A 24,116-nucleotide genomic window follows, 5' to 3' on the forward strand; every position below is an offset into this window, starting at 1 on the left:
TTCGTAAGGCCTTAATGGCCGGATCTTCTTGTGGGCTGGGTGGCTGGGAGGTGAACACCCCTGGCTGCCTTGCGGAGGCAAGTATACGAAGGACGGCGTCTCTGGGCAGTCACAGGTTGTAAGGAAATATTGCACCCAGGGTGGGCAGCAACCTGATTGATGCACCATGCATCCGGATTTCAAGGATAAATCCAGCGGAGGGGGGGTGGTTGCGCAAAGGGGGAGAATTGCATCCGTCGCGCCAGTCACAAATGCCACGTCGGAGGTATCCGCCGATTCACGCAAAAGTCACGCACCAAAGCAAAAAGGCCAATCGTGAGATTGGCCTAAATGCAGTGGCTGTCTGGCGCGCCCGGAGCGATTCGAACGCCCGACCCCTTGGTTCGTAGCCAAGTACTCTATCCAACTGAGCTACGGGCGCGCGACAGGAGGTGCGCATTATACGGATGCGGGGGAAAAGCGCCAGGGGGTACGGGGAATTTTTTCGCAGGGCCGGTACTGCGCGCAAGCAGGAGGAAAAACAGGACCAGCGCCGCGTGGCGCTGGCGGTAACAAGGCCGTATAAAACGGCAAGAGGAATGCGGCAGGAGGACGTCGCAGGAGGTCTCCGGACTTCGGAAGGAAGGCAACATCGGTGGCGGTGAGGCGCCCCGGTTTTCCTGACCCTGAAAAGCAAAAAGGCCAATCAATTGATTGGCCTTGGTGCTTAAGCTTGATGGCGCGCCCGGAGCGATTCGAACGCCCGACCCCTTGGTTCGTAGCCAAGTACTCTATCCAACTGAGCTACGGGCGCGCTGTCTTGCTTTTAACTTGCTGAACTCACGTTCAGCGAAGAAGCGAGATTATATACAGCTTTCGCTTCTTTTGCCAACCTTATTTTCTCGAGATCAACTGGCAATCAACAAGAAGTAAGTCTGGCGGAGACGGAGGGATTCGAACCCTCGATACGAGTTTTAGCCCGTATGCTCCCTTAGCAGGGGAGTGCCTTCGACCTCTCGGCCACGTCTCCGGAAGGCCAGCATATTAGCGGCTTCGCCGACCTTGGTCAAACAAATTGCGGCGTTTGCCGCATATTTCACTTTTTCAGGGTGAAACAGGTCATGCAGGAGTGACGATCAGGTCTGGTCGAGGCCGAAAGTCTTGTGCAGGATGCGCACGGCCAGTTCCAGGTACTTCTCGTCGATCACCACGGAAATCTTGATTTCGGAGGTGGAGATCATTTGGATGTTGATGCCTTCTTCGGCCAGGGTACGGAACATCTGGCTGGCGACGCCCGGGTGGGAGCGCATGCCGACGCCGACGGCGGAGACCTTGCAGATCTTGTTGTCGCCGACGATCTCACGGGCGCCGATGTGCTGCTTGACCTGCTCCAGGATGCCCTGAGCCTTGGCGAATTCGGCGCGGTTCACGGTGAAGGAGAAGTCGGTGGTGCCATCGTGGCCGACGTTCTGGATGATCATGTCCACATCGATGTTGGCTTCGGCGATGGGGCCCAGAATCTGGTAGGCGATACCGGGACGGTCGGGCACGCCCAGCACGGTCAGCTTGGCTTCGTCGCGGTTGAAGGCGATGCCGGAAATGATCGGTTGTTCCATGTTCTTGTCATCCTCAACAGTGATCAGCGTACCTTCCCCTTCATCCTGGAAGCTGGAGAGGACGCGCAGTTTTACCTTGTACTTGCCGGCGAACTCGACGGAGCGGATTTGCAGCACCTTGGAGCCGAGGCTGGCCATTTCCAGCATTTCTTCAAAGGTGATGGTATCCAGCTTGCGAGCTTCGGGGACGACGCGGGGATCGGTGGTGTACACGCCATCCACGTCGGTATAGATCTGGCATTCGTCTGCCTTGAGGGCGGCGGCCAGGGCAACGGCGGAAGTATCGGAGCCGCCGCGGCCCAGGGTGGTGATGTTACCGTTCTCATCGGCGCCCTGGAAACCGGCGACCACGACCACGTTGCCTTCGGCCAGGTCCTTGCGCATGCGCTCGTCGTCGATCTGCAGGATGCGGGCCTTGGTAAAGGTGCTGTCGGTCAGCACGCGCACCTGGGCGCCGGTGTAGCTCTTGGCTTTCAGGCCTTCTTCCTGGATGGCCATGGCCAGCAGGCCGATGGTCACCTGTTCGCCGGTGGAGGCGATCACGTCCAGTTCCCGGGGAGAGGGGCTGGGGGAGATTTCCTTGGCCAGGCCGATCAGGCGATTGGTCTCGCCGGACATGGCGGAGGGAACCACCACCACGTCATGACCCATGGCTTTCCAGCGGGCAACCCGCTTGGCCACATTCTTGATGCGCTCCGTCGAGCCCACCGACGTGCCGCCGTATTTCTGAACTATCAGCGCCATTCGTTATCCAATTGAGCGGAGTAAGAAAACCCGAGATTCTAACCGAAGCCTTCCCGTAACAGTAGGGTGTTGGGCGGCAAAGACTAAGTGAAATCCCTTAGTGATTTTTTGATTCATGCCACTTGCAAATATATGTGAATGGCCTATACTTACGTACTATGACTTTGGTGATATGTTTTGGGTGTCTCGATATTCGGAGTCCAGAACATGGCCAGCAAGCAGTGAATCGCTTGTCATGGTTTGCCAGAGCAGATTGACAACCCAATTCAGAAATTCAGAATCCAATATTCGAGAGGAACACACCATGAGCAACGTCAAATTGGTCGAAAAGATCGATCCCCGTGAAATCCGTCGCAAGCTGGGCCTGAACCAGCAGCAGTTCTGGTCCAAGATCGGTGTCACCCAGAGCGGTGGCTCCCGTTACGAAAGCGGCCGCAACATGCCCAAGCCCGTGCGTGAACTGCTGCGCCTGGTGCACGTGGAGCAGGTGGACATCCAGCGTATCAAGCGTGAAGACGTGGAAGTGATCGAGTACCTGAAGGCTTTCGAACCCGAAACCCTGAAGAACCTGAAGAAGACCGCCAAGGCCAAGCAAAAGAAGGCAGCCTGATTGGTTCAGGCAAGCGGGGCGGCTATCGCTCCGCCGGTATTCCGGAAAGCCCCCGTTTCGGGGGCTTTTTTCTTTGGCCGGATGCCCCAATCTAGTGGGAAAAGTAAGGGCTGGCCCGGGTTTGCAACTTGTTGGGGCCGCAGGTAGTCTTAGCCGTCATACCCCAGCCATTTTCCCTGTTTACATTTTTTCCCATTCACTACCTGTTGGCGCCTGTTCATCGGCGATTGGAGGATTCTCAATGCAACCCCAGTTTCAAGTAACCGGCGCTTCCGGTTCCATCACCCAGTCTGCGGCGCAGAACCGGGTGCTGCGCAATACCTACCTGCTGCTGGCCCTGTCCATGGTGCCCACAGTCATTGGTGCGGTGGTCGGCGTGCAGATGGGCTTTTCCTTTTTTGCCGGCAGCCCGCTGATCTCCTTCCTGCTCTTCCTCGGCATCGCCTTCGGCTTCATGTGGGGCATCGAGCGCACCAAGGACAGCGGTATGGGGGTGGTCCTGTTGCTGGGCTTCACCTTCTTCATGGGGCTGATGCTCTCCCGCATCCTCCAGGTGGCCCTGGGCTTCTCCAACGGCGGTTCCATGATTGCCATGGCGGCGGCTGGCACCGGTGCCATCTTCTTTACTCTGGCGACCGTTGCCACCGTGACCAAGAAGGATTTTTCCTTCATGGGCAAATTCCTCTTCATCGGCATGGTGGTGATCCTGCTGGCGGCCCTGGCCAATGTCTTCTTCCAGATTCCGGCCCTGGCCCTGACCATTTCCGCCGCCGCGGTGATGATCTTCTCCGCCTACATCCTCTACGACATCAGCCGTATCGTCACCGGCGGCGAGACCAACTATGTCGTTGCCACCCTGTCGGTGTACCTGGATATCTACAACGTCTTCGTCAGCCTGCTGAACCTGATCATGGCCTTTACCGGCGAGCGCGACTGATTACGTTGCTCCTGGATGCAAAAAGGGCGGCCTGATGGCCGCCCTTTTTATTTTCTGTGTCCGGTATCGAAAATTTCGCCGGAAAGATTCGTTACCCGCAGGCGCGCCCCTCTGTCGCGGTGGGTTCAGGCTGCCTGACGCAGCCGTTGCTCCCGAGCGGCGGTTTCTGCAGCTTCCTGGACCCGTTCCCGCAGTTCCTTGCCGGCCTTGAAATGAGGCACGTGCTTGGCCGGGACTTCGACCTGCTCTCCGGTCTTGGGGTTGCGGCCCTGGCGGGCGGGGCGGAAGTTGAGGGAAAAACTGCCGAAACCGCGGATTTCCACCCGGTCTCCCTGGGTGAGGGCTTCGGCAATGGCGTCAAGCATGAGATTGACGGCAAAGTCCACATCCTTGGTCGTCAGATGGGGAAGTTTGCCCGTCAGATCGGCTACGAGTTCGGATTTGGTCATAGGGTCCGATTTTAACCCGATTTGCGCCCCTCCGTCTCAAGAGGGGTGCGGATTCAGGGACTTATGGGGCTTGCGGGGCTTATTGCAGGGGTACTTCGCCGCCCAGGGCATCCACGACGGCAGGCAGCAGGCGGGAGAACTCGCCGCTCATCAGGGCGAAATCGGCCTCGAATTGCTCGGCCGCGTTTTCTGCCTGGCTTTCCGCTTCTTCCTTGACGATGTCGAGGAAGGCGACGCGCTTGATCTCCAGCTTGTCGGTGAGGATCAGGGAAACCCGGTCGCTCCAGGTCAGGGCCAGGCGGGTGGGCAGCTTGCCACCGGCGATGTGCTGGCGCACGTCGTCGCCCTCCAGGGTGTGGCGGACGTAGCGCACGGCGGATTTTTCTTCCACCGGCGATTTCAGTTCGCAGTCCCGGTCGATGGTAAAGGCACCGGGGGCATCGCCGCCGGCCAGCCAGTCGGTCATCGCCGCCACCGGGGATTGTTCCGTGTTGAGGCGAGCGATGGGGAAGTCGTCCAGGGATTTGCCCAGCATTTCCAGCACTTCCTCGGCCTTCGAGGCATTGCTGGCATCCACCACCAGCCAGCCGCCGGTGGTGTCGATCCACACGCCGGTACGGCGGCGGCGGGTAAAGGCCCGGGGCAGCAGCTCGTCCCGTACCCGTTCCCGCAGTTCCTTCAGTTGCTTGCGGCCCACCGGATAGCCTTGCTGCACGGCCAGCTCTTCGGCCCGTTCCTGGGCCGTCTGGTTAACCACGGAGGAGGGCAGCAGCTTCTGTTCGACGGCCAGGGAGAGCAGCAGGAAAGGGCCTTGGGCGTGGGCCAGGGCCGGCTCGCCGGTGGGCGGTAGCCAGCCTTTGGTTTGCTGGTCCATGGGGCCACAGGGGTTGAAACGGTTACGTCCCAGCTGGTCTTCCAGGGCCTCGGGCTCGGGTTTCCAGCCTTGGGGCAGGCGATAGATTTGCAGGTTCTTGAACCACATGGGGAATGGCCGGTGCTTGAAAAAGAGCCCGCCATTCTACGCGGAAAACCATGCGGAAAAACGCTGCCGCCACACCGTGGCGGCGCTTTCTCAAGCCTCCGTCGTGGCGGCCCCGGTATGGCTAGCGAACAACTCCTCCAACTGCTCTGCGGCCATGGGGCGGGCCATCAGGAAGCCCTGCATCTGGCTGCAACCCCGGGTATTGAGGAAGCTGCGCTGGGCCTCCGTCTCTACTCCCTCGGCGACAGTTGCCAGGCCCAGGTGGCGGGCGATGTCGATGATGGCCGTGGTGATGGCGGCGTCTTCCGCATCCTCTGGCAGATCCCGGATGAAGGAGCGGTCGATCTTCAGTTTGTCGAGGGAGAAGCGCTTCAGGTAGGCCAGGCTGGAATAGCCGGTGCCGAAATCATCCAGGGCCAGGCCCACGCCCATGGCCTTGAGGCGGCTGAGGGTGGCGCTGTGGCGTTCGCCGTCTTCCATGAGCATGGATTCGGTCAACTCCAGTTCCAGCCAGCGGGGCGCCAGCCCGGATTCGGCCAGGGCCCCTTCCACCAGTTCCACCAGATTGGCCTGGCGGAACTGCACGGCGGAAATGTTCACCGCCACGGGAATCGGGGGCAGCCCCCGCTCCTGCCAGGCCTTCGCCTGGCGGCAGGCTTCCCGTAGCACCCAATGGCCGATGGGCAGGATCAGGCCGGTTTCTTCCGCCACCGGAATGAAGCGGTCCGGCCCCACCATGCCCCGTTCCGGGTGTTGCCAGCGCAGCAGGGCCTCGCACCCCACCAGGGCGCCGTCAGCCAGATCGTACTGGGGCTGGTAGTGCAGCAGCAGTTCCTGGCGTTGCAGGGCCTGGCGCAGATCGTTTTCGATTTGCAGGCGCTGGGAAACCCGGGCGTTCATCTCCCGGGTAAAGTACTGGAAGTTGTTGCGGCCCTGCTCCTTGGCGCAATACATGGCGGCATCCGCATTCTGCAGCAGGGTAGCGCCGTCCTCCCCGTCCTCCGGGAAGAGGGAAATGCCGATGCTCGGCGTCACGGCCAGTTCGTGACCTCCGGCCAGGATGGGCTGGGCCAGGGTGGCCAGCAGCTTTTCCGCCACCGTGGCTGCTTGGGCCGGCGTCTCCAGGTCCGGCAGGAGGATGACGAACTCATCGCCCCCCAGGCGGCTCACCGTGTCGGTGGCACGCACGGCCAGAGTGAGGCGTTCGGATACCCGGCAGAGCACCTCGTCGCCGACGCTATGGCCGAGGGAATCGTTGATGTTCTTGAACCGGTCCAGGTCAATGAAGAGCACCGCCAGGTGGCCGCCGCTGCGCTTGGCCGCGGCGATGGCCTGGCTGGTGCGGTCCTGCAGCAGCACCCGGTTGGGCAGGTTGGTCAGGGCGTCGTACTCCGCCAGGTGGCGCACCCGGGCTTCCGCCTGCTTGCGTTCGGTGATGTCGGAGAAGGCGGCGATGTGGTGGGTCAGCTTGCCGGCTTCGTCCCGCACCGTGCTGATGTTCAGCCATTCGGGGTACACCGAGCCGTCCTTGCGGCGATTCCAGATTTCGCCGGACCAGGAGCCGTTCTCCTCCAGCAGCCGCCACATATGGCGGTAGAAATCCCGGTCGTGGCGGCCCGAGGCGAACACTGCCGGAGTCTGGCCGACGACGTCCTCCGGGGCGTAGCCGGTGATGCGGGTGAAGGCCTGGTTGACGGTGACGATGCGGTTTTCCGCATCGGTGATCACCATGCCCTCGTTGCCGCTCGAGAAAACCTGGGCCGAAAGCTTCAGCTGGCGGGCGTTTTCCACCAGCTGGGCGTTGCGCTTCTCGATGTCCTGCCGGTATTGCTGGAAGAGTCGGGCGATCCAGCGGGAGAAAAAATAGGAGAAGACCAGGGAGGTGGCCGCCGCCAGGGCCAGCACCAGCAGGGTGGTGCTGATGTGCTGGCGCACCCGGGCCTGCAGGGGCTCCCGCTGGCGGGCCAGGTCCTGCTGCAGGTCGTCCAGGTAAACCCCGGCCACCAGTACCCAACCCCAGGATTCCACGGGGCGGACAAAGGAGAGCTTGGGCTCCCGCTTGCCCGTAGCCGGGTTGAGCCATTCGTAGCGGGTCGGGCCGCCGCCCTGGCGGGCCAGGTCGAGAATCTGGGCCAGCACCTGGCGCTCGGCGGGGGAATCCACCGTCTCCTGGTTCTTGCCTTCCGAGCCCGGTGCCGAGGGGGAAACGAGCACCTTGCCGTTTTCATGCAGTACCGCCAGATAGCCGTTGTTGCCGAAGCGCACCGAGCGTAGTCGCTCCAGGGCCTCCCGCTGCAGGTCCTCCTCCATCTTGTAGAGGTAGTCCCCGGCGCCGATGATCCAGCCGAAGGGCTCGAAGCGGCGCACGTAGGCGATCTTGTCGGCCATTTCCTTGTCATTGCCCGGCACGTACCAGCGGTAGCGGGAATAGCCTTCGCCATGGCGGGCCGCGTCCATCAGGCCGCGCATGATGTAGTGGCCGGTATCGTCCTGGTTGTCGAGCAGGGAGCTGCCTTCCCGCTGGGGGGCGATGGGCAGCAGCACGCAGTTGCCGGCCAGGTCGTCCACGAAGAAATAGCCCCGTCCGTCGAAGAAGCGCAGGGGGCGCAGGGCTTCTGCCACCAGGCGGCGGACTTCCCGTTCCGGGCGCTTACCCTTTTCCTGGCGGTAAATGGCCTCCGCCATCTGGTAGGCCTGATCCACCTGGGCCTTCAGCTCGGCCTTGAGGACGGTTTCAGTGCGGGAGCGGACGTATTCCAGGTAATTGCGCTTGGCATCCACCTCCGCCTCCAGCAGGGATTGCTGCTGGGCCAGGGTTTCCTGCTCCAGGGCCTGCAAGCCGCTCTCGAAATCCCGCTCGTCCTGCAGGGTGAAGTGGATGCCCAGGCCCAGGGTGAACACCAGAACCAGGGCCAGCATGCCGACGAGCTGGAGGCGAGAGAGGGATTTTTCGTTGATGGCCAGGGGCACGGCAAACGTAAGGGAAATTGGCAGAGGCGAATATTACTATAGTTATATATTTGTATGGTATGCCTCGGCAGGGTATTCGTCAGGCTCCCTGGCAGGGCCTTGCCTGCCATACACGCTGGGTGTTCCGTCCATGCCCACCGCCGCCGGGCCGCGCCGATGCCGGCCCGGGGGAGGGCGGCTGGCGGGCCATTGCCCCAGCGCCTGGCTATCTTCCTTATCTGGCGCCATTTCCGGGGCTGCTCCTGGGACCAGTCTCAGGGCCGGCCCGCAAGCTTTTGCCGGTGCGCCGCCGTCGGCGGCGGGCGGCTTTCTGGTAGCATTGGCAGCCTGTTTTCTGCCCGTCCCCATGTCCGCTTCTCCCCAACTCGTTGCCGAAACCGCCGCCATTTTCGAGGCCGGCGGTGCCCTGGCAGCCAACATTCCCGGTTATCGCCCGCGCCAGCAACAGGTCGAAATGGCGGAGCGCATTGCTGCCGCCATGACGGCCTGCCACATCCTGGTGGCCGAGGCCGGCACGGGCACAGGCAAAACCTACGCCTATCTGGTGCCGGCCCTGCTTTCCGGCGGCAAGGTGATCGTCTCCACCGGCACCAAGACCTTGCAGGACCAGCTCTTCAACAAGGACATCCCCACTGTCCGCGCCGCCCTCAAGGCGCCGGTGAAGGTGGCCCTGCTCAAGGGTCGGGCCAACTACGTCTGCCCCTACCACCTGGATCGGGCCCTGCTGGATGGTCGTTTCCAGAACCGGGAGGATGTGTCCCACATCCAGAAGATTGCCCGTTTCGCCAAGGTCACCCGCAGCGGCGACAAGGCCGAATGCCTGGACGTGCCGGAGAACGCCACGGCGTGGATGATGGCCACCTCGACCCGGGAAAACTGCCTCGGCCAGGAATGCCCCCACCACAAGGAGTGCTTCGTCCTGCAGGCTCGCAAGGAAGCCCTGGCGGCCGATGTCATCGTGGTGAACCATCACCTCTTCTTCGCCGACGTCATGCTCAAGGACGAAGGCATGGCCGAACTGCTGCCGGCCTGCAATGCGGTGATCTTCGACGAGGCCCACCAGCTGCCGGAAACCGCCACCCTGTTCTTCGGCGACAGCTTCTCCACCTCCCAGGTCCTCGATCTGGCCCGGGACGCCCGCAGCGAAGGCCTGGCCTCCGCCCGGGATTGCCTGGACCTGCAGGAAGCCACCCGCATCGTTGAAAAGGCCGCCAAGGACCTGCGCCTCACCGTACCCGTGGAACCGGCCCGCTACGCCTGGAGCCAGTTCGAAGGCAATGCCCCCTTCCTCGATGCCCTGAGCAATCTGGAAAAGGAACTTGAGCTGCTCAACGCCATTCTGGAAAACCAGGCCGAGCGCAGCGAGGGCCTGGAGAACTGCTGGCGACGCAACGGCGAGCTGCTGCAACGCCTCGCCCAGTGGCGCCAGGAAGAGCCCGGCGTGGTGCGTTGGGGCGAAGCCTTCACCCATTCGCTGCAACTCAATTCCACCCCGCTAGACGTGGCCCGCCTTTTCCGCAAGCAGCTGGACGGCCACCCCCGGGCCTGGGTGTTCACCTCCGCCACCCTGGCGGTGCAGGCGGATTTCAGCCACTACTGCAACGAACTGGGCCTCTGGGATGCCGAATCGGCCCGCTGGGAAAGCCCCTTCGACTACGGCCAGCAGGCCTTGCTCTACGCCCCGCAGGACATCCCCGATCCCAATCAGCCGGGTTTCACCGAAGCCGTGGTGGAGGCTGCCTGGCCCGCCCTCAAAGCCTGTGGTGGCGGCGCCTTCTTCCTGTGCACCTCGCTGCGGGCCATGCGTCGTACCCACGAATTGCTGGCCGCCAAGCTGGAGGACGAGGGCCTGGAGATGCCCCTGCTGCTCCAGGGCGAAGGCAGTAAGACCGAGCTACTGGAACGCTTCCGCCGCCTGGGTAACGCCATCCTGGTGGGCAGCCAGAGCTTCTGGGAAGGCGTGGACGTGCGCGGCGAAGCCCTCTCCCTGGTGGTCATCGACAAGCTGCCCTTCGCCCCGCCCGACGACCCGGTGCTGAAGGCCCGGGTGGAACAGCTGGAAAAGCAGGGCCGCAGCGCCTTCATGGAATATCAGTTGCCCCGGGCCGTGATCAACGTCAAGCAGGGCGCCGGCCGCCTCATCCGCGATGAGACAGATCGGGGTGTGCTGATGATCTGCGACCCCCGGCTCATCACCAAACCCTACGGCAAGCGCTTCTGGCGCAGCCTGCCGCCCATGAAGCGCACCCGGGATTTGATCGAAGTCCTGGATTTCTACGCCACCCTGCAGCCCAATTGACCCCATGACGGCTTCCATCCAGCCCCCCGTTCCCAGCCTCGCCGATCTCTCGCCGGACTGCCGGGAAGCGGCGGCCCACCTCAACCGGGAATGCCCCTGCCTGGCCCTGGACCACGCCGCCCTGGCCGCCCAGCTGGACGGGGAGGGCGGCAACGGTGACTTTTACCGGGAACTGCGGCAGAGCCGGCCCCATCTCTTTTCCGACACCATGGTCTTCGTCGGCGAGCGCCATCTGGCAGCCATGGCCGAGCTGGTCGCGGCGGTGGACGAAGTGGCCCGTCTGCCGGCCTACCAGCAAGCAGTACTGGCCTGGGCGCCAGAAATTGCCCGTTTCGCCCCGCCCCACGCCGGCGTCTTTCTCGGCTACGACTTCCACCTGGGGGACGAGGGGCCTCGGCTCATCGAGATCAACACCAATGCCGGCGGCGGCTTGCTCAACGCCAAGCTGGCCCGGGCCCAGCGCTCCTGTTGCAGCACCGTGCAGGAATTCCTGCCGGCGACGGGCGGCGTCGAAGAGGCCTTTCTCGCCATGTTCCGGCAGGAGTGGACGCTGGCCAAGGGCGATGCGCCCCTCAAGCGCATCGCCATCGTCGATACCGCCCCGGCAGCCCAATACCTGGCTCCCGAATTCGAGCTGTTCCGCCGCCTTTTTGAAGCGGCCGGCATGGCTGCCGTAGTGGCCGACCCCGGCGAGTTCACCTACCGCGACGGCGTGCTGTGGCACGACGGCCAGGCGGTGGACCTGGTCTACAACCGCCTCACCGACTTCGCCCTGGAAGAGGCCGCCAGTGCGCCCCTGCGCCAGGCCTACCTGGAGGGCGCAGCCGTGGTTACGCCCCATCCCCGGGCCCACGCCCTCTTTGCCGACAAGCGCAACCTGGTGCTGCTCTCGGACCCGGCGCGTCTGGCCGAACTGGACGTCCCGGAAGCGTGCCGGCGGACCTTCGCCGCCACCATTCCCACCACCCGCCTGGTCACGGCGGATCAGGCCGAGCAATGGTGGCAGCAGCGCAAGCAATGGTTCTTCAAGCCCGCCGCCGGCTTTGGCAGCCGGGCCGCCTACCGGGGCGACAAGCTGACCAAGCGGGTCTTTGAAGACATCATCGCCGCCGGCCAGAGCGAGAACACCGCCTACGTGGCCCAGGCCCTGGTACCGCCGTCGGAGCGCCGCGTCTTCTCCGACAACGCCGTGCAAGAAGGGCCGAACCACCTCAAGCTGGATATCCGCGCCTACGCCTATCAGGGCGAGGTGCAGCTGGCGGCGGCCCGCCTCTATCAGGGGCAGACCACCAATTTCCGCACTGCCGGCGGCGGTTTCGCCGCCGTCTTTGCCGTGCCCTGCCGGGAGGAGGAGGCGGCATGAACACGCCCGACAACACGGCCGGACAGCCGCCGGAAAAATCGCCCCGGGTCTTCGGCTTTTCCGGCACCAGCGGCTCCGGCAAGACCACCCTGGTGGAGCAGGTTATTCCCCGGCTCATCGCCCGGGGCTGGAAAGTTTCCCTGATCAAGCACGCCCACCACGGTTTCGACCTGGACACCCCGGGCAAGGATTCCTATCGTCACCGGGAGGCCGGCTGCGGCGAAGTGATGGTCACCTGCGGCAGCCGCTGGGCGCTGATGCACGAATTGCGGAACGAGGCGGAGCCCTCCCTGGCCGAACACCTGGCCCGCTTCGCCCCCTGCGACCTGGTGTTGGTGGAAGGCTTCAAGCAGGAAGCCATTCCCAAGATCGAGGTCTATCGGGCCGCCAACGGCAAGGCGCCGCTGTATCCTGAAAATACCCACATCGTCGCCGTGGCCACCGACAGCCCGGTGCAAACTACGCTGCCGGTGCTGGATGTGAACGATGCGGAGGCGGTGGCCGCTTTCGTCATGGACTATTTCAAGCACCCACAGCGATGATGCAAAGCCAAGACTCCAAGGATGACGCCCATGCTCAGTTTTGAAGACGCCCTGACCCAGTTGCTGGCCGCCGCCAAGCCCGTCAGAGAAGTGCGCTGGCTGCCCACCCAGGCCGCCGCCGGCCGGGTGCTGGCCCAGGATCTGACCTCCACGGTCAATGTGCCGCCTCTGGATAATTCGGCCATGGACGGCTACGCCGTGCGTGCCACCGACATTCCCGTTCCCGGCACCGTGCTGCCGGTCTCGCAACGCATTCCCGCCGGTGCCGTCGGCACCACCCTGGAATCGGGTACCGCCGCCCGCATCTTCACCGGCGCCCCGGTGCCTCCCGGCGCCGACGCCGTCATCATGCAGGAACGCTGCGAACATGCCGGCGAAGGCCGGATCAATTTCCAGCACGTGCCCCAGGCCGGGGAGAACATCCGCCGGGCCGGGGAAGACGTGGCCAAGGATGCCCGCATCCTCTCCGCCGGCACCCGCCTGGGCCCGGCCCAGCTGGCCTTTGCCGCCTCCGTCGGCCTGGCCGAAGTGCCCGTGTATCGCCGCCTACGGGTGGCCACCTTCTTCACCGGCGACGAGCTGGTGATGCCGGGCCAGCCCCTGCCGGCAGGAGCCATCTACAACTCCAACCGCTTCGCCATCGTCGCCCTGCTGGAACGTCTGGGCTGCGAAGTGAAGGACCTGGGCCAGGTGCCCGACACCCTGGAAGCCACCCGGGCCGCCCTGCGCGAAGCCGCGGCCGGCGCCGATCTGGTGGTGACCTGCGGCGGCGTTTCCGTGGGCGAGGAAGACCACGTCAAACCCGCCGTGGAGGCCGAAGGCAGCCTGGACCTGTGGGCCATCGCCATCAAACCGGGCAAGCCCCTGGCCTTCGGCGCCGTGCGCCGTAGCGAAGGCGGCGAGGCTGGCGAAGGGTTGCCGGGCAGCGCCGCCTTCATTGGCCTACCGGGCAACCCGGTTTCCGCCTTCGTCACCTTCCTGATGCTGGTGCGCCCCTTCATCCTGCGCAGCCAGGGCGTCAGCGACGTGGCCCCCCGGGCCTACCGCCTGCCTGCTGCCGGTGAATGGAACAAGGCTGACAAGCGTCGCGAGTTCCTGCGCGCCAGCCTCACCGCTGAAGGCACCGTGGCCCTCTACCGCCACCAGGGCGCAGGCGTCATGGCTTCCCTGGTGGAAGCCTCGGGCCTCATCGACAACCCGCCGGGGCAGACCATCCAGGCGGGGGATACGGTGCGTTTCCTCCCCTTCTCCGAACTCCTGGGCTGAGGATTTCCCATGATCAAAGTGCTGTATTTCGCCGGCCTGCGGGAAGCCCTGGGCACTGCCGCCGAAGAACTGGCCCTGCCTCCCGGGGTAGCCGACGTGGGCGGTCTGCGGGCCCATCTGGCGGGCCGCGGGGGCGACTGGGAAAAGCTCGCCACCACCAAGAACCTGCGCTTCGCCGTGAACCAGGACATGGCTCGGGCCGATACGCCGGTGACCGAGGGCGACGAAGTGGCCTTCTTTCCGCCGGTCACCGGTGGTTAAGGCCCAGGACAAGGGTTGAAGATCAAGGAGCCGCCATGAGCATCAGCGTCCAGCACGAAGATTTCGACCTCTCCACGGAAGTCGCCGCCCTGCGCGCCGGCCAGCCGGGCGTCGGCGCCGTGGTGGCCTTTGTCGGCCTGGTGCGGGACATGAACGAAGGCAGCGGCGTTTCCGAAATGGCCCTGGAGCACTACCCGGGCATGACCGAGAAAGCCCTGGCCGCCATCGTCCACGAGGCCCGGCAGCGCTGGGATATCCTGGGCAGCCGCATCATCCACCGGGTCGGCGCCCTCCAACCCTGCGACCAGATCGTCCTGGTGGCCGTGAGCAGCGCCCACCGGGGCGAAGCCTTCGCCGCCTGCGAATTCATCATGGATTACCTGAAAACCCGGGCTCCCTTCTGGAAACGGGAAGTGACTCCCGACGGTGCCCGCTGGGTGGATGCCCGGGAAACGGACGACAGCGCCGCCGCCCGCTGGGCGCGGCCTGAATCGTGATCACCCCGGAGAGGCAAGCGGGACGCCATTCTCCGTGATGGCCCTGCGGAGATGGGCGTCTTTCCTGCCGCTCCGGGCAATGCTGAAAATGGTTCGGAAAATGGAGCAATAAAAAAAGCCGGGAGACTTCCCGGCTTTTTTGCGTCTACCCGTGGAGGCTGCCGCTGGCCAGCCCCGTTGGTCTGGATGCAGGAGCTTCGGCTAACGGCCTTGGCGGCTCAATTTGCCGACTGAATCAGGCTGCCTGGGGAGCCTGGGCGCCCAGGGCCGCCGCCAGCTTTTCCGTCTGCACGATGGCGCTGATGCCCACCAGCAGGTGACCGGCCTGCACCACCCAGTGATATTCCCCTGGCAGCAGGGCGCCCTGGAAGATCCCCAGGGCCAGGGTCACCACACCCCAGACCAGTGCCAGGATGGCCGCCCCAGGCTTGGCTTTCAGGGCCAGTGCGCCGAGCAGCCAGAGGGCCAGGACGAGCAGTGTGCCGGTGCCCATGTGGGCATGGATCAGGGCGCCGCCCTGGCCGAACCAGAGCATCAACCCGATGATCAGGGCAGCGGTGCCGGCGATCCGGGCCGCGATAATGGCAATGCGGGAAAGCGTGTGTTGCATGCTGAATCTCCTTTGATGTTTCTGCTTTGTTGTGACGGCGCCGCGCCAGGCGGCAACCGTAGCCTACGGGAGCTTGTTTCCCGGACCGAGGGGGATTCTAAGCGGACTTTTGTCCCCCCGTGCAAGGGTGTGGGGAAAAGGTGCCACGGAGGGTGGTGACAAGGGGAGCAGGGTGAGCATCAACTACGGCCTCACCTCTCTGTGGGTGCTACGTCTGTGGAATATGCCCAAGCAATGACAAAGGCAGCGGCTCAGGCCGCTGCCTTTGTTTGGGAATGTGCCCGATGCCGTATCAGGGCTTGGCGGGCAGGGGGCTGAACTCCACCGGCACCCAGGCGTAGCTGCCCTTGCCTTCGGCGCGCACGTGGCCGATGCCGGGGAAGGGCAGGTGCATGCCGGCCACCAGCACCTTGCTGGCAGCAGCTTCCTTCATCAGGGCCTTGCGGGTGGCGATGGCCTGCTTCTGGTCCACATCGAATTCGATGGACACGCCGGGCTTGGCGAACTGCACGGCGTGGGCGTGCACCAGGTCGCCCCAGATGATCAGCTTCTGGCCGGCGGATTCCACGGCAAAAGCGGTGTGGCCCGGGGTGTGGCCGTGGGCCTGCACCGCCTTGATGCCGGGCACCACTTCGCTGTTGGGGGCGAAGGTGGCCCACTGGCCCTTGGCGATGTAGGGCGCAGCGCTTTCCCGGGAGAGCTTGAAGAAGGGCTGCATGCCTTCCGGCGCGGCGGCGGCCACCTTTTCGGAGAGCCAGAAGTCGTGGTCGGCCTGGGCGGCGTAGACCTTGGCCTTGGGGAAGATGGGCTGGCCGTTGGCGTCGTTGAGGCCGCCCATGTGGTCGGCGTGCAGGTGGGTCAGCACCACCGTATCCACCTGCTCCAGGCTGTAGCCGGCGGCCTTCAGGTTGGCGGCGATGTTGCCCAGGGTGGGGCCGAAGAGCTTGGCAGCGCCGGTATCCACCAGCACCAGGTGCTTGCCGGTGTTGATCAGGTAGGCATTCACCGCCGTCTGCATTTTCGGGTTGCCGACGAACATGCGGGCCAGCAGGGCGTTCAGGTCCTGGGGCTGGGCATTCTTCAGCAGCTTGGTTTCCAGCTGAATGGCGCCGTCGAAGAGGGCGGTCACTTCGAAGTCGCCCAGTTGGGTGCGGTAGTAGCCGGGCACCTGGGTCTGTACCTGGGGTGCTTCCGCCTGGGCCAGGGGCGGCAGGAACAGGCTGGCGGCGGAAAGGGCGGTGAATACGGCAAATACGGAACGGCGCAGTCGCATGGGGAAGCTCTCCTGTTATGGGTTCGGAGTGATGGGAGAAGGAGGGGAGTGTAGCCTATGACACGGGGCTGGTCGCAAGGGCAGCCGCTTCTCCTTTTGAACCTTGTTTTCACCCTTGACCTGGAGTGCGCTCCAGCTTTTAGGATGCCTGCCATGAAGCCTTATCTCTCCATCCAGGAGGCCGCCGCCAGCACCGGCCTGAGCCCCGACACCCTGCGCTACTACGAGCGCATCGGCCTCATCGGCGCGGTGCCCCGGGGGCCGGGGGGCCAGCGCCGCTATGTGCCGGATGACATGGCCTGGCTGGCCTTCCTGCTGCGCCTGCGCAGTACCGGTATGCCGGTGCGGCAGATGCAGGCGTTTGCCGAACTGCGCCGCCAGGGCGAGGCCACGGCCGGCGCCCGCCGGGCCTTGCTGCAAGCCCACCTGGATGGCCTGCGGCAGAACATCCGCCAACTGGAGGAGACGGCAACGGTGCTGGCCGACAAGATCGACCACTACCGTCAGCTGGAGGCTTCATGCCCTACATCCAAGGCAAAAGGAGCCAACCATGCAAAACGATCGATATGCCCGAGGTCTGGAAAAACTCAAGGAAATTGACGGCCAGGCCGGGGAAAAGGTGGTGGCCAGCCTGGCCGACATCGCCCCGGATTTCGCCCGCTACCTGATTGAATTCCCCTTCGGGGACATCTACAGCCGCCCGGGCCTGGACCTGCGCTCCAGGGAGATCGCCGTGGTGGCCGCCCTGACGGCCCTGGGCAATGCCACGCCGCAGTTGAAGGTGCATATCCACGGCGCCCTCAACGTCGGTGTGAGTCGGGAAGAGGTGGTGGAAACCATCATGCAGATGGCCGTCTATGCTGGCTTCCCGGCCGCCCTCAATGGCCTGTTTGCCGCCAAGGAGGTGTTTGCCGAAGCTGGGTGAGGGCGGGGGCCGCCATAGGGGAGGTGCCATGAGATGGTGATGGGCGAGGGGCGCGGATTCTCTTCGGTTCCCCGCCTTGCCGCAGCGCAGGCGGTTGGGGTAGGGTGCCGGAATTGCTCATGTCATGGAATCGGATGATGTTTTGCCGCCCCTTTGATCCGTCCGTTCGCGTCGCCTTGTTGCTGCTCAATACCTGGTCCTTTTTTACCGGCCTGGCCGCCTTTTTCCTCTATTGGGTGCTTTCCCTGGCGGGCACCGCGGTCATGGATGATGGCATGGCGGCCGATATCGCGCAGTTGAGCGATGTTGGCATCTTGCGACAGTTGGCGCTCGCTTTGCTGAATGCAGCGGTTGATTTCCGCCAGAGCGGAATCACCCTGGCAGTCTGGGGCCTGTCCCTGCTTTTGCTCTCGAGTGGCCTGTCCCTGCTGCTGCTGTTGCGGGAAATGCGCCGGCCAACGCAGTCTGGGGAAGCGGAGACGACGAACACCAGAAGCGGCTTCGTGGCTGACTTGCTGCTGGGGCGCCTGCCGTTGTGGAAGGCCTTCTGGCTTGTCTATGTTCCAGAACCCTTCCTCGCCGGCCTTTCCACCCAGGTTCTCATTGGGAACCTGGACGGAAAGACTCAGCTGCTACTGTCCATGTTCATGTTGCCCATGACCATCGGCTTGCTGTGGACCTTGCTCCTGAGCGTGACGGTCCTGGTCTGGCGTTGCAGTGACAATACGGCCCGACCGGTTTGGGGCAAGGTGGCGCGGGTGGTCTTGGTACTGGCCATTGCCGTGCCACTGCTGCTGTTCCTAATCCGTATGCTGCCCTTTTTGGGGCAGATTTCCCGTAGCTGAATCGGGCTAGTTCTCCCACGGTGCCTGTTCAAAGGCCGTAGCGAGGAAATTGACCAGGGCCCGCACCTTGCCGGAAAGGTGCTTGCGCGAGGGATACACCGCGTAGATGCCCAGTTCCCGGGGCTGGTATTGGCTCAGGATGGGCACCAGGCGACCGGCGGCCAAATCCTGATAAACGAGAAAGTTGGGTTGGAAGACGATGCCCTGGTGGTCCAGGGCGGCGGCCCGGCAGGTGTCGCCGTTGTTGGCGTGGAAGCGGGGTTTCAGGTTGACGCTTTCCAGGCCCGTCGGGCCCTGGAGTTCCAGGGTGTCGCCGGTGGGGGAATAGCTGTAGCCGATGAACTGGTGGTCGGTCAGGTCGGCCAGGCTGCGGGGGGCGCCGTGGGCGGCCAGATATTGGGGCGAGGCGCAGAGCAGGATGCGGGTGCTGGCCAGCCGGCGGGAAACCAGGGAGGAATCGGGCATGCGGGTGATGCGCACCGCCAGGTCGAAGCCTTCTTCCACCAGATCCACCACCCGGTCGTTGAGGCTCACATCCAGCATTACCTCCGGGTGGGTGGCCAGGAAGGCGCCCCAGAGCGGGGCCAGATGCTGCACGCCGAAGGAGAGGGGGGCATTCACCTTGAGCCGCCCCACGGCCTGGGCCGAGGTGAGGCCCACGGCGCTGTCGGCGTCTTCCAGTTCCTCGAGAATCTGGCGGCTGCGCTCCAGGTAGAGCTGGCCGGCCTCGGTGAGGGAAAGACGGCGGGTGGTTCGGTGCAGCAAGCGGGCGCCGAGGCGGCTTTCCAGGTCCTGCACCAGGCGGGAAACCGCCGCCTTGGAACTGCCCAGCAGGTCCGCTGCCTTGACGAAGCTGCCCGTATCCACCACGGCAACGAAGGCTTCCATTTCGCGGAATCGATCCATTTGTTCCACTTTTCGAAACAGTTAGTCATTCGATTCTATATTTATCTACAAGCGTCGGTCTAATAAAGTGCATTCCATCGCGGAGCCATCGGGCTCCCGGATTTGTGAAGGACCATCGCCATGCTGCCCAGCCTGTTCATTTCCCACGGTGCCCCCACCTTCGCCCTCGAGCCGGGGGAGATCGGTGCCCGCCTGACGGCCCTCGGCCGGGAACTGCCCAAGCCCCGGGCCGTGGTGGTGATTTCTCCCCACTGGATCACCGCCGGCCTGGAGGTGGCCACCAGCCCCCAGCCGCAAACCATCCACGACTTCGGTGGCTTTCCCGAAGCCCTCTACCGCCTGGAATATCCGGCGGCAGGTTCCCCCGCGGTGGCGGCGGAAGTGGTGGAAGCCCTGGCCCAGGCCGGCTTTCCCGCCCGCAGCAATCCCCACCGGGGGCTGGACCATGGTGCCTGGGTGCCCCTGATGCACCTGTATCCAAAGGCCGACGTGCCGGTGGTGCAGCTGTCCCTGCCCATGACCTCTTCCTACCCGGTGCTGCTGGCCCTGGGCCGCGCCCTGGCGCCCCTGCGCCAGGCCGGCATCCTGGTGCTGGCTTCCGGCAGCATCACCCACAACCTGCACGATTTTCGCCTGGGCAGTGGCGAGGCCGCCTACGCCCGGGAATTCATGGAGTGGGTGGCGCAGACCCTGGCCGCCGGTGACACCGAGGCACTGCTGGACCTGCGTCGCCGCGCGCCCCATGCCCAGCGGGCCCATCCGACGGACGAGCACCTGCAGCCCCTGTTGATCGCCCTTGGTGCTGCCGGCGACGACGGCCATCAGGTGCAACGTCTGGACGGCGGCATCGTCTACGGCGTCATCGGCATGGATGCCTACCTGTTCGGCCAGACCGGCTTTGCCGCCCTTCCTGCCGCCGCTGCCCGCGAAACCGCCACCGTCTGACAAGGAGAAAAAAATGCGCCAGACCTCCCGCTACACCCCCACCGCCCGGGCCCTGCACTGGCTGATGGCCCTTGGCATGATCGGCACCTTTGCCGTGGGCATCTACATGCACGACCTACCCCTGTCGCCCCAGAAGTTGCAGATCTACTCCTGGCACAAGTGGGCCGGCGTCACCCTGTTCCTGCTGCTTCTGGCCCGCCTGGCCTGGCGCATTACCCACCAGCCGCCGGCCCCGGTGGCCATGCCGGCCTGGCAGAAGGCAGCGGCGGAGGGCGTACATCACCTGCTCTACCTGCTGATGCTGGCCATTCCCCTTTCCGGCTGGCTGATGAGTTCCGCCAAGGGCTTCCAGACCGTCTACTTCGGCGTGCTGCCCATTCCCGACCTCATCGGCAAGAACCCGGAACTGGGCGAGCTGCTGAAGACCGCCCACATGGGCCTCAACTTCTTCATGATCGCCCTGGTGGCCGCCCACGCCGCCGCTGCCGTGAAGCACCACTTCATCGACAAGGACGACACCCTGCGGCGCATGTTGCCGGGTCGCTAAGCCGCCAAACCAGTCAGCCACTCAACCCATCATCCGGCCCCGGCCCAAATTTTCGCCGCCGCCACCTTTCGCCGCTGCCACTTTTCCTACCCCGACGGAGATCCCCACATGATCAAGCAAACCCTCAGCGCCGCAGCCCTGGCTGCCGCCTTCATCGCCCTGCCGGCCCAGGCCGTGGAATATGGCACCGTGCAGGTGGAGAAGACCCAGGTGGCCTTCACCTACAAGCAGATGAACGTGCCCATCGACGGCAAGTTCAAGAAGACCGCCGCCAGCATCGCCTTCGACCCGGCCAAGCCCCAGGCCGCCAAGGCCACTCTGGAAATCGACCTGGCCAGCATCGACGCCGGTTCCCAGGAGGCCAACGACGAGGTAGCCGGCAAGCTGTGGTTCAACACCAAGGCTTTCCCCAAGGCCACCTTCGTTTCCAGCGGCGTCAAGGCCCTGGGCAACAACCGCTTCGAAGTGGCGGGCAAGCTGACCATCAAGGGCAAGACCCAGGATGCCACCGCCCCCTTCACCTTCAAGCAGGACGGGGCCAATGGCGTCTTCGACGGCACCTTCACCCTGAAGCGGGCCGATTTCGCCATCGGTGAAGGCATGTGGGCCGATTTCGGCACCGTGGCCAATGAAATCCAGATCAAGTTCCACGTCGTGGCAGCCCCCGCTGCCGCGGCCAAGAAGTAAGCCGCACCCCAGCAACACCCCAACCCCAACCCCAAAGCGCAAACGCGTAAAAATCAGAAACCTCAACAGGAGATTCACCATGATCAAGCAACTCGTCGCCGTCGCCCTGACCGCCGCTTCCTTTGCCGCCGCCGCTGCCCCCGAAACCTATGTGATGGACGGTAGCCACACCTATCCGCGCTTCTCCTACAGCCACTTCGGCTACTCCACCCAGCTCTCCCGCTTCGACAAGACCAGCGGCAAGATCGTCATCGACAAGGCCGCCAAGACCGGCAGCGTGGACGTGGCCATCGACATGAAGTCCGTCAATACCGGCTCCGCCCTGTTCAACGAGCACATCCAGGGCGAAGACTTTCTGGATACCGCCAAGTACCCCACCGCCACCTACAAATCCACCAAGGTGAATTTTGACGGCGACAAGGTGGTGTCGGTGGAGGGCAACCTGACCATCAAGGGCGTCACCAAGCCCGTCACCCTGGCCATCACCTCCTTCCAGTGCATGCCCCACCCGATGCTGAAGAAGGATGCCTGCGGCGCCAACGCCACCGCCGTGATCAAGCGCAGCGAGTTCAACGCCGGCAAGTACGCCCCCTACGTGGGCGACGAAGTAACCCTGACCATCGCCGTGGAAGCCATCAAGGAGTAATCGCTACCCCGCGCTTTGTGCGGGGTTCGGCGATTTCTCTCGCTCCGCAGGGCCTGCGGCAGCGGCCCGGCGGCTTCATTCCGGGCCGCTATCGTCGGCCACCGCCCGCCCCGCGCCTTGGCGCTGGGCGGGCTTTTTCTCGATGGGCGTGGGGATTGTTTAGAATGGGCATTCCGGCTGCGGCCCTTACAGTCATTTCCCTGCGCCCCGTGCTTGCCCGCTTGTCCTCTCTCCTGAGCGCCCGCCTCTATCCCCGCTCTTTCCTCAAGCTGCTGCTGCTGGCGTTCGGGGCGGCGGCCTTGCCCCTGGTGATCGCTCTGGTGCAGACCGCCCTGGAGGTGGATCTGCTGGTGCAGCAGAGCCGCCAGGCGGTGGGCCAGACGGCTCAGGCGGCCCGGGCCAGCCGCCAGTTGCTGGAGCAGACCGTGGCCCTAGAACGGGCCGCCCGCCAGTATCTGGTGCTGGGGGACGCCGGCCTGCTGGCGGATTACGACACCCTGCGCAGCGGCTTCAAGGCCACCTCCAGCGAGCTTTCCCTACTGCCCCTGGACGAAGCCCAGCTCACCGAGCTCAACCGCACCATCGATACCGAAGCCGCCCTGCACGAGCGCCTGCCGGCCATGTCTGGCGGCAAGACAACCCTGGCCCGGGATTACGCCGACCTCTCGGAACTGGCCCGGGGCGTGCAACGCATCAGCGATGCCCTGACCGACCGGGAAATGGCGCGCCTTGGCCAGCTCGCCGGGGAGGCGGAACAGCGCCTGTGGAAGCAACTGCTGGCCATGCTGCTGCTGGGGGCGGGGGTCTTTGCCCTGGCCGCGGCCCTCATTGCCCGTCCGGTGCGGGAGCTGGAGGCCGCCGTGAGCCGCCTGGGAGGCGGCGATTTCCAGGCCCCGGTGGCCGTGCACGGCCCGGCGGACCTTGAACGCCTGGGGGAGCGCCTGGAATGGTTGCGCCAGGAACTGAACGCCCTGGAGGCCCAGAAGGCTCGCTTTCTGCGCCATGTCTCCCACGAACTGAAAACTCCCCTTACGGCCCTGCGGGAAGGGGCGGAGCTGCTGGCCGACGGCAGCGTCGGCAGCCTTTCCGAGGGGCAGCGGGACATCGTGGCCATCCTCCAGGGCAAGAGTCGCCAGCTCCAGGGCATGATCGAAGGGCTGCTCAATGCCCAGCGCGCCCTGGACGATCTGGGGCGCCTGCAGCGCCAGCCCCTGGACCTGGCCGAAGTGCTGCGCCAGGGGGTGGAGGCCCATGCCCTGGCGGCCCAGGCCCGGGATCTGCGTTTTGCCCTGGAATGCCCGTCCCTATTGGTTTCCGGCGATCGGGCCAAGCTCGCCACGGTGGTCGATAACCTGCTCTCCAACGCGGTCAAGTATTCCCCTGCCGGTGGTATCATCGCCGTCGCCTTGCAGGCCCGGGGCCGCCAGGCCTGGCTGGAAGTGCGGGACCAGGGGCCCGGTGTGGCCCCCGCCGACCGGGAACGCATCTTTGACTGGTTCGCCCAGGGCGGCAATCGCCCCCTCATGGCCGGTGTGGCCGGCAGCGGCCTGGGCCTGGCCATCGCCCGGGAACTGGCCCAGGCCCATGGCGGCCGCCTCGAACTGCTGGCCGAAGGCCCGCCTGGCGCCGCTTTCCGCCTGGTACTGCCCCTGGAACCCTGAGTCGTCTGCCTCGCTCCCCATCCCATGACCCACACCTTCTTCCCTGCTGCCATTCGCCGTGTGCTCCTGCGCTTGCTGGTGTTGGGCCTAGGGCTAGGCGTGGCCGCCTGTAGCCATGTGCCCGCCGGTTCCGGCGTGGACGATGGCCGCGTCGATCACAGCCGTCTGGTCCTCGATACCCTGGCCCTGGCGCAGAAAACCGCCACAGCCTCCGCCGAGGAGCAGCGCCGGGAACTGGCCGCCGCCCAGCAGGCCTTCACCCGGGAACGCAGCCTCACTCACCGCCTGCGCCTGGGAACGCTGCTGGCCCTGCCGCTGCCCAACCTGGAAGACGAGGCCCGGGCGGTGCAGGTGCTGGAACCCGTGGCGGCCCAGGCCGGCCCGGGCAGTCCGGCAAGCCAATTGGCCGCCCTGCTGCTGGGCCAAGTCAATGACCGCCTCAAGCAGGCCCGCCGCGCCCAGCAGTTGAAGGAACAGCTGGACGAACTGAAGAACATCGAGCGCCAGCTCATCGAACGGGGCCGCCGCAGCGCCCCGCCCACCCGCCCCTGAGGGG

Annotated in this window: 24 protein-coding genes and 3 tRNA genes; 17 read left to right on the top strand and 10 right to left on the bottom strand. The window is 64.6% G+C overall.

Features of this window, described 5'->3' with window-relative positions:
* Nucleotides 1-344: 344 nt before the first annotated feature.
* The 4 genes from AZSI13_RS03590 to AZSI13_RS03605 all read right to left on the bottom strand — a co-directional run bounded on the left by AZSI13_RS03590 (nt 345) and on the right by AZSI13_RS03605 (nt 2,339).
* Nucleotides 345-421, bottom strand: a tRNA-Arg gene (locus AZSI13_RS03590).
* A 295-nt stretch (nt 422-716) separates the two neighbouring features.
* Nucleotides 717-793: transfer RNA gene (locus tag AZSI13_RS03595), tRNA-Arg, on the bottom strand.
* A 122-nt stretch (nt 794-915) separates the two neighbouring features.
* Nucleotides 916-1,009: transfer RNA gene (locus tag AZSI13_RS03600), tRNA-Ser, on the bottom strand.
* A 106-nt stretch (nt 1,010-1,115) separates the two neighbouring features.
* Nucleotides 1,116-2,339, bottom strand: a complete 1,224-nt coding sequence (locus tag AZSI13_RS03605; RefSeq protein ID WP_109039807.1) for an aspartate kinase — start codon at nt 2,337-2,339, stop codon at nt 1,116-1,118.
* Nucleotides 2,340-2,643: 304 nt separating this feature from the next.
* On the opposite strand from AZSI13_RS03605, the gene AZSI13_RS03610 reads away from it, so the two are divergent.
* On the top strand, nt 2,644-2,949 hold the full coding sequence (locus tag AZSI13_RS03610) for a DNA-binding transcriptional regulator (RefSeq protein ID WP_109039808.1): 306 nt from the start codon (nt 2,644-2,646) through the stop codon (nt 2,947-2,949).
* Nucleotides 2,950-3,190: 241 nt separating this feature from the next.
* Complete coding sequence (locus AZSI13_RS03615; protein ID WP_109039809.1) at nt 3,191-3,886, top strand: Bax inhibitor-1/YccA family protein; 696 nt, start codon at nt 3,191-3,193, stop codon at nt 3,884-3,886.
* Nucleotides 3,887-4,011: 125 nt separating this feature from the next.
* Here the strand turns inward: AZSI13_RS03615 and AZSI13_RS03620 are convergent, their stop codons facing one another.
* The 3 genes from AZSI13_RS03620 to AZSI13_RS03630 form a co-directional block, all read right to left on the bottom strand.
* Nucleotides 4,012-4,335 carry an integration host factor subunit beta gene (locus tag AZSI13_RS03620; protein WP_109039810.1) on the bottom strand — a complete coding sequence of 108 codons (324 nt, stop codon included), beginning with the start codon at nt 4,333-4,335 and terminating at the stop codon, nt 4,012-4,014.
* 79 nt (nt 4,336-4,414) lie between these two features.
* Nucleotides 4,415-5,317 carry a recombination-associated protein RdgC gene (locus AZSI13_RS03625; protein ID WP_109039811.1) on the bottom strand — a complete coding sequence of 301 codons (903 nt, stop codon included), beginning with the start codon at nt 5,315-5,317 and terminating at the stop codon, nt 4,415-4,417.
* Between the two features lie 90 nt (nt 5,318-5,407).
* Nucleotides 5,408-8,287 (bottom strand): cache domain-containing protein, encoded by a 2,880-nt coding sequence (locus AZSI13_RS03630; RefSeq protein WP_109039812.1) that lies wholly within the window; start codon nt 8,285-8,287, stop codon nt 5,408-5,410.
* A 346-nt stretch (nt 8,288-8,633) separates the two neighbouring features.
* On the opposite strand from AZSI13_RS03630, the gene AZSI13_RS03635 reads away from it, so the two are divergent.
* From AZSI13_RS03635 to moaE, 6 genes are read left to right on the top strand one after another with little or no spacing between them, the layout of a single operon-like run.
* Nucleotides 8,634-10,586 (top strand): ATP-dependent DNA helicase, encoded by a 1,953-nt coding sequence (locus AZSI13_RS03635; protein ID WP_109039813.1) that lies wholly within the window; start codon nt 8,634-8,636, stop codon nt 10,584-10,586.
* A gap of 4 nt (nt 10,587-10,590) precedes the next feature.
* Nucleotides 10,591-11,949: a hypothetical protein gene (locus tag AZSI13_RS03640; protein WP_109039814.1), complete on the top strand. Its 1,359-nt coding sequence runs from the start codon at nt 10,591-10,593 to the stop codon at nt 11,947-11,949.
* Entirely contained in the window at nt 11,946-12,491 is a 546-nt protein-coding gene (gene mobB / locus AZSI13_RS03645) for a molybdopterin-guanine dinucleotide biosynthesis protein B (RefSeq protein WP_109039815.1), read from the top strand. Before AZSI13_RS03640 ends, mobB begins: the two co-directional genes overlap by 4 nt.
* A 30-nt stretch (nt 12,492-12,521) precedes the next feature.
* Nucleotides 12,522-13,757 carry a gephyrin-like molybdotransferase Glp gene (gene glp, locus AZSI13_RS03650; RefSeq protein WP_109039816.1) on the top strand — a complete coding sequence of 412 codons (1,236 nt, stop codon included), beginning with the start codon at nt 12,522-12,524 and terminating at the stop codon, nt 13,755-13,757.
* Between the two features lie 9 nt (nt 13,758-13,766).
* Nucleotides 13,767-14,018: a molybdopterin converting factor subunit 1 gene (gene moaD, locus AZSI13_RS03655; protein WP_109039817.1), complete on the top strand. Its 252-nt coding sequence runs from the start codon at nt 13,767-13,769 to the stop codon at nt 14,016-14,018.
* A gap of 35 nt (nt 14,019-14,053) precedes the next feature.
* Nucleotides 14,054-14,515 carry a molybdopterin synthase catalytic subunit MoaE gene (moaE, locus tag AZSI13_RS03660; RefSeq protein WP_109039818.1) on the top strand — a complete coding sequence of 154 codons (462 nt, stop codon included), beginning with the start codon at nt 14,054-14,056 and terminating at the stop codon, nt 14,513-14,515.
* A gap of 235 nt (nt 14,516-14,750) precedes the next feature.
* Here moaE and AZSI13_RS03665 read toward each other — a convergent pair whose 3' ends face one another.
* Complete coding sequence (locus AZSI13_RS03665) at nt 14,751-15,125, bottom strand: hypothetical protein (protein WP_109039819.1); 375 nt, start codon at nt 15,123-15,125, stop codon at nt 14,751-14,753.
* Between the two features lie 292 nt (nt 15,126-15,417).
* Nucleotides 15,418-16,398, bottom strand: coding sequence for an MBL fold metallo-hydrolase (locus AZSI13_RS03670; RefSeq protein ID WP_109039820.1), 981 nt, complete (start codon nt 16,396-16,398; stop codon nt 15,418-15,420).
* 153 nt (nt 16,399-16,551) lie between these two features.
* Here AZSI13_RS03670 and AZSI13_RS03675 point away from each other — a divergent pair, with 153 nt between their 5' ends.
* From AZSI13_RS03675 to AZSI13_RS03685, 3 genes are all read left to right on the top strand, one after another.
* Nucleotides 16,552-16,998, top strand: a complete 447-nt coding sequence (locus tag AZSI13_RS03675) for a MerR family transcriptional regulator (RefSeq protein ID WP_109039821.1) — start codon at nt 16,552-16,554, stop codon at nt 16,996-16,998.
* Complete coding sequence (locus AZSI13_RS03680; protein ID WP_109039822.1) at nt 16,949-17,323, top strand: carboxymuconolactone decarboxylase family protein; 375 nt, start codon at nt 16,949-16,951, stop codon at nt 17,321-17,323. Before AZSI13_RS03675 ends, AZSI13_RS03680 begins: the two co-directional genes overlap by 50 nt.
* Before the next feature lie 119 nt (nt 17,324-17,442).
* Nucleotides 17,443-18,168, top strand: coding sequence for a hypothetical protein (locus tag AZSI13_RS03685; RefSeq protein WP_133247251.1), 726 nt, complete (start codon nt 17,443-17,445; stop codon nt 18,166-18,168).
* Nucleotides 18,169-18,174: 6 nt separating this feature from the next.
* On the opposite strand, the gene AZSI13_RS03690 is transcribed toward AZSI13_RS03685, so the two are convergent.
* Nucleotides 18,175-19,074 (bottom strand): LysR family transcriptional regulator, encoded by a 900-nt coding sequence (locus AZSI13_RS03690; RefSeq protein ID WP_109039824.1) that lies wholly within the window; start codon nt 19,072-19,074, stop codon nt 18,175-18,177.
* Between the two features lie 120 nt (nt 19,075-19,194).
* Here AZSI13_RS03690 and AZSI13_RS03695 point away from each other — a divergent pair, with 120 nt between their 5' ends.
* From AZSI13_RS03695 to AZSI13_RS03720, 6 genes are all read left to right on the top strand, one after another.
* Nucleotides 19,195-20,019 (top strand): class III extradiol ring-cleavage dioxygenase, encoded by an 825-nt coding sequence (locus tag AZSI13_RS03695; protein ID WP_109039825.1) that lies wholly within the window; start codon nt 19,195-19,197, stop codon nt 20,017-20,019.
* 13 nt (nt 20,020-20,032) lie between these two features.
* Nucleotides 20,033-20,566 carry a cytochrome b gene (locus AZSI13_RS03700; protein ID WP_109039826.1) on the top strand — a complete coding sequence of 178 codons (534 nt, stop codon included), beginning with the start codon at nt 20,033-20,035 and terminating at the stop codon, nt 20,564-20,566.
* A gap of 108 nt (nt 20,567-20,674) precedes the next feature.
* Nucleotides 20,675-21,253, top strand: a complete 579-nt coding sequence (locus AZSI13_RS03705; protein WP_109039827.1) for a YceI family protein — start codon at nt 20,675-20,677, stop codon at nt 21,251-21,253.
* A gap of 79 nt (nt 21,254-21,332) precedes the next feature.
* Nucleotides 21,333-21,899 carry a YceI family protein gene (locus AZSI13_RS03710; RefSeq protein ID WP_109039828.1) on the top strand — a complete coding sequence of 189 codons (567 nt, stop codon included), beginning with the start codon at nt 21,333-21,335 and terminating at the stop codon, nt 21,897-21,899.
* Nucleotides 21,900-22,063: 164 nt separating this feature from the next.
* Nucleotides 22,064-23,560 carry a HAMP domain-containing sensor histidine kinase gene (locus AZSI13_RS03715; protein WP_109039829.1) on the top strand — a complete coding sequence of 499 codons (1,497 nt, stop codon included), beginning with the start codon at nt 22,064-22,066 and terminating at the stop codon, nt 23,558-23,560.
* Between the two features lie 24 nt (nt 23,561-23,584).
* Nucleotides 23,585-24,112: a hypothetical protein gene (locus AZSI13_RS03720; RefSeq protein WP_109039830.1), complete on the top strand. Its 528-nt coding sequence runs from the start codon at nt 23,585-23,587 to the stop codon at nt 24,110-24,112.
* The last annotated feature ends 4 nt before the right edge of the window (nt 24,113-24,116 follow it).

Origin of the sequence: Azospira sp. I13 (assembly GCF_003112695.1) — a bacterium.
Classification (GTDB): domain Bacteria; phylum Pseudomonadota; class Gammaproteobacteria; order Burkholderiales; family Rhodocyclaceae; genus Azospira.

Bases quoted from the DNA above. Each gene is read 5' to 3' on its own strand.
- AZSI13_RS03605 (WP_109039807.1), bottom strand. From the start codon at position 2,339: ATGGCGCTGATAGTTCAGAAATACGGCGGCACGTCGGTGGGCTCGACG.
- AZSI13_RS03610 (WP_109039808.1), top strand. From the start codon at position 2,644: ATGAGCAACGTCAAATTGGTCGAAAAGATCGATCCCCGTGAAATCCGT.
- AZSI13_RS03615 (WP_109039809.1), top strand. From the start codon at position 3,191: ATGCAACCCCAGTTTCAAGTAACCGGCGCTTCCGGTTCCATCACCCAG.
- AZSI13_RS03620 (WP_109039810.1), bottom strand. From the start codon at position 4,335: ATGACCAAATCCGAACTCGTAGCCGATCTGACGGGCAAACTTCCCCAT.
- AZSI13_RS03625 (WP_109039811.1), bottom strand. From the start codon at position 5,317: ATGTGGTTCAAGAACCTGCAAATCTATCGCCTGCCCCAAGGCTGGAAA.
- AZSI13_RS03635 (WP_109039813.1), top strand. From the start codon at position 8,634: ATGTCCGCTTCTCCCCAACTCGTTGCCGAAACCGCCGCCATTTTCGAG.
- AZSI13_RS03640 (WP_109039814.1), top strand. From the start codon at position 10,591: ATGACGGCTTCCATCCAGCCCCCCGTTCCCAGCCTCGCCGATCTCTCG.
- mobB (WP_109039815.1), top strand. From the start codon at position 11,946: ATGAACACGCCCGACAACACGGCCGGACAGCCGCCGGAAAAATCGCCC.
- glp (WP_109039816.1), top strand. From the start codon at position 12,522: ATGCTCAGTTTTGAAGACGCCCTGACCCAGTTGCTGGCCGCCGCCAAG.
- moaD (WP_109039817.1), top strand. From the start codon at position 13,767: ATGATCAAAGTGCTGTATTTCGCCGGCCTGCGGGAAGCCCTGGGCACT.
- moaE (WP_109039818.1), top strand. From the start codon at position 14,054: ATGAGCATCAGCGTCCAGCACGAAGATTTCGACCTCTCCACGGAAGTC.
- AZSI13_RS03665 (WP_109039819.1), bottom strand. From the start codon at position 15,125: ATGCAACACACGCTTTCCCGCATTGCCATTATCGCGGCCCGGATCGCC.
- AZSI13_RS03670 (WP_109039820.1), bottom strand. From the start codon at position 16,398: ATGCGACTGCGCCGTTCCGTATTTGCCGTATTCACCGCCCTTTCCGCC.
- AZSI13_RS03675 (WP_109039821.1), top strand. From the start codon at position 16,552: ATGAAGCCTTATCTCTCCATCCAGGAGGCCGCCGCCAGCACCGGCCTG.
- AZSI13_RS03680 (WP_109039822.1), top strand. From the start codon at position 16,949: ATGCAAAACGATCGATATGCCCGAGGTCTGGAAAAACTCAAGGAAATT.
- AZSI13_RS03685 (WP_133247251.1), top strand. From the start codon at position 17,443: ATGTCATGGAATCGGATGATGTTTTGCCGCCCCTTTGATCCGTCCGTT.
- AZSI13_RS03690 (WP_109039824.1), bottom strand. From the start codon at position 19,074: ATGGATCGATTCCGCGAAATGGAAGCCTTCGTTGCCGTGGTGGATACG.
- AZSI13_RS03695 (WP_109039825.1), top strand. From the start codon at position 19,195: ATGCTGCCCAGCCTGTTCATTTCCCACGGTGCCCCCACCTTCGCCCTC.
- AZSI13_RS03700 (WP_109039826.1), top strand. From the start codon at position 20,033: ATGCGCCAGACCTCCCGCTACACCCCCACCGCCCGGGCCCTGCACTGG.
- AZSI13_RS03705 (WP_109039827.1), top strand. From the start codon at position 20,675: ATGATCAAGCAAACCCTCAGCGCCGCAGCCCTGGCTGCCGCCTTCATC.
- AZSI13_RS03710 (WP_109039828.1), top strand. From the start codon at position 21,333: ATGATCAAGCAACTCGTCGCCGTCGCCCTGACCGCCGCTTCCTTTGCC.
- AZSI13_RS03715 (WP_109039829.1), top strand. From the start codon at position 22,064: ATGGGCATTCCGGCTGCGGCCCTTACAGTCATTTCCCTGCGCCCCGTG.
- AZSI13_RS03720 (WP_109039830.1), top strand. From the start codon at position 23,585: ATGACCCACACCTTCTTCCCTGCTGCCATTCGCCGTGTGCTCCTGCGC.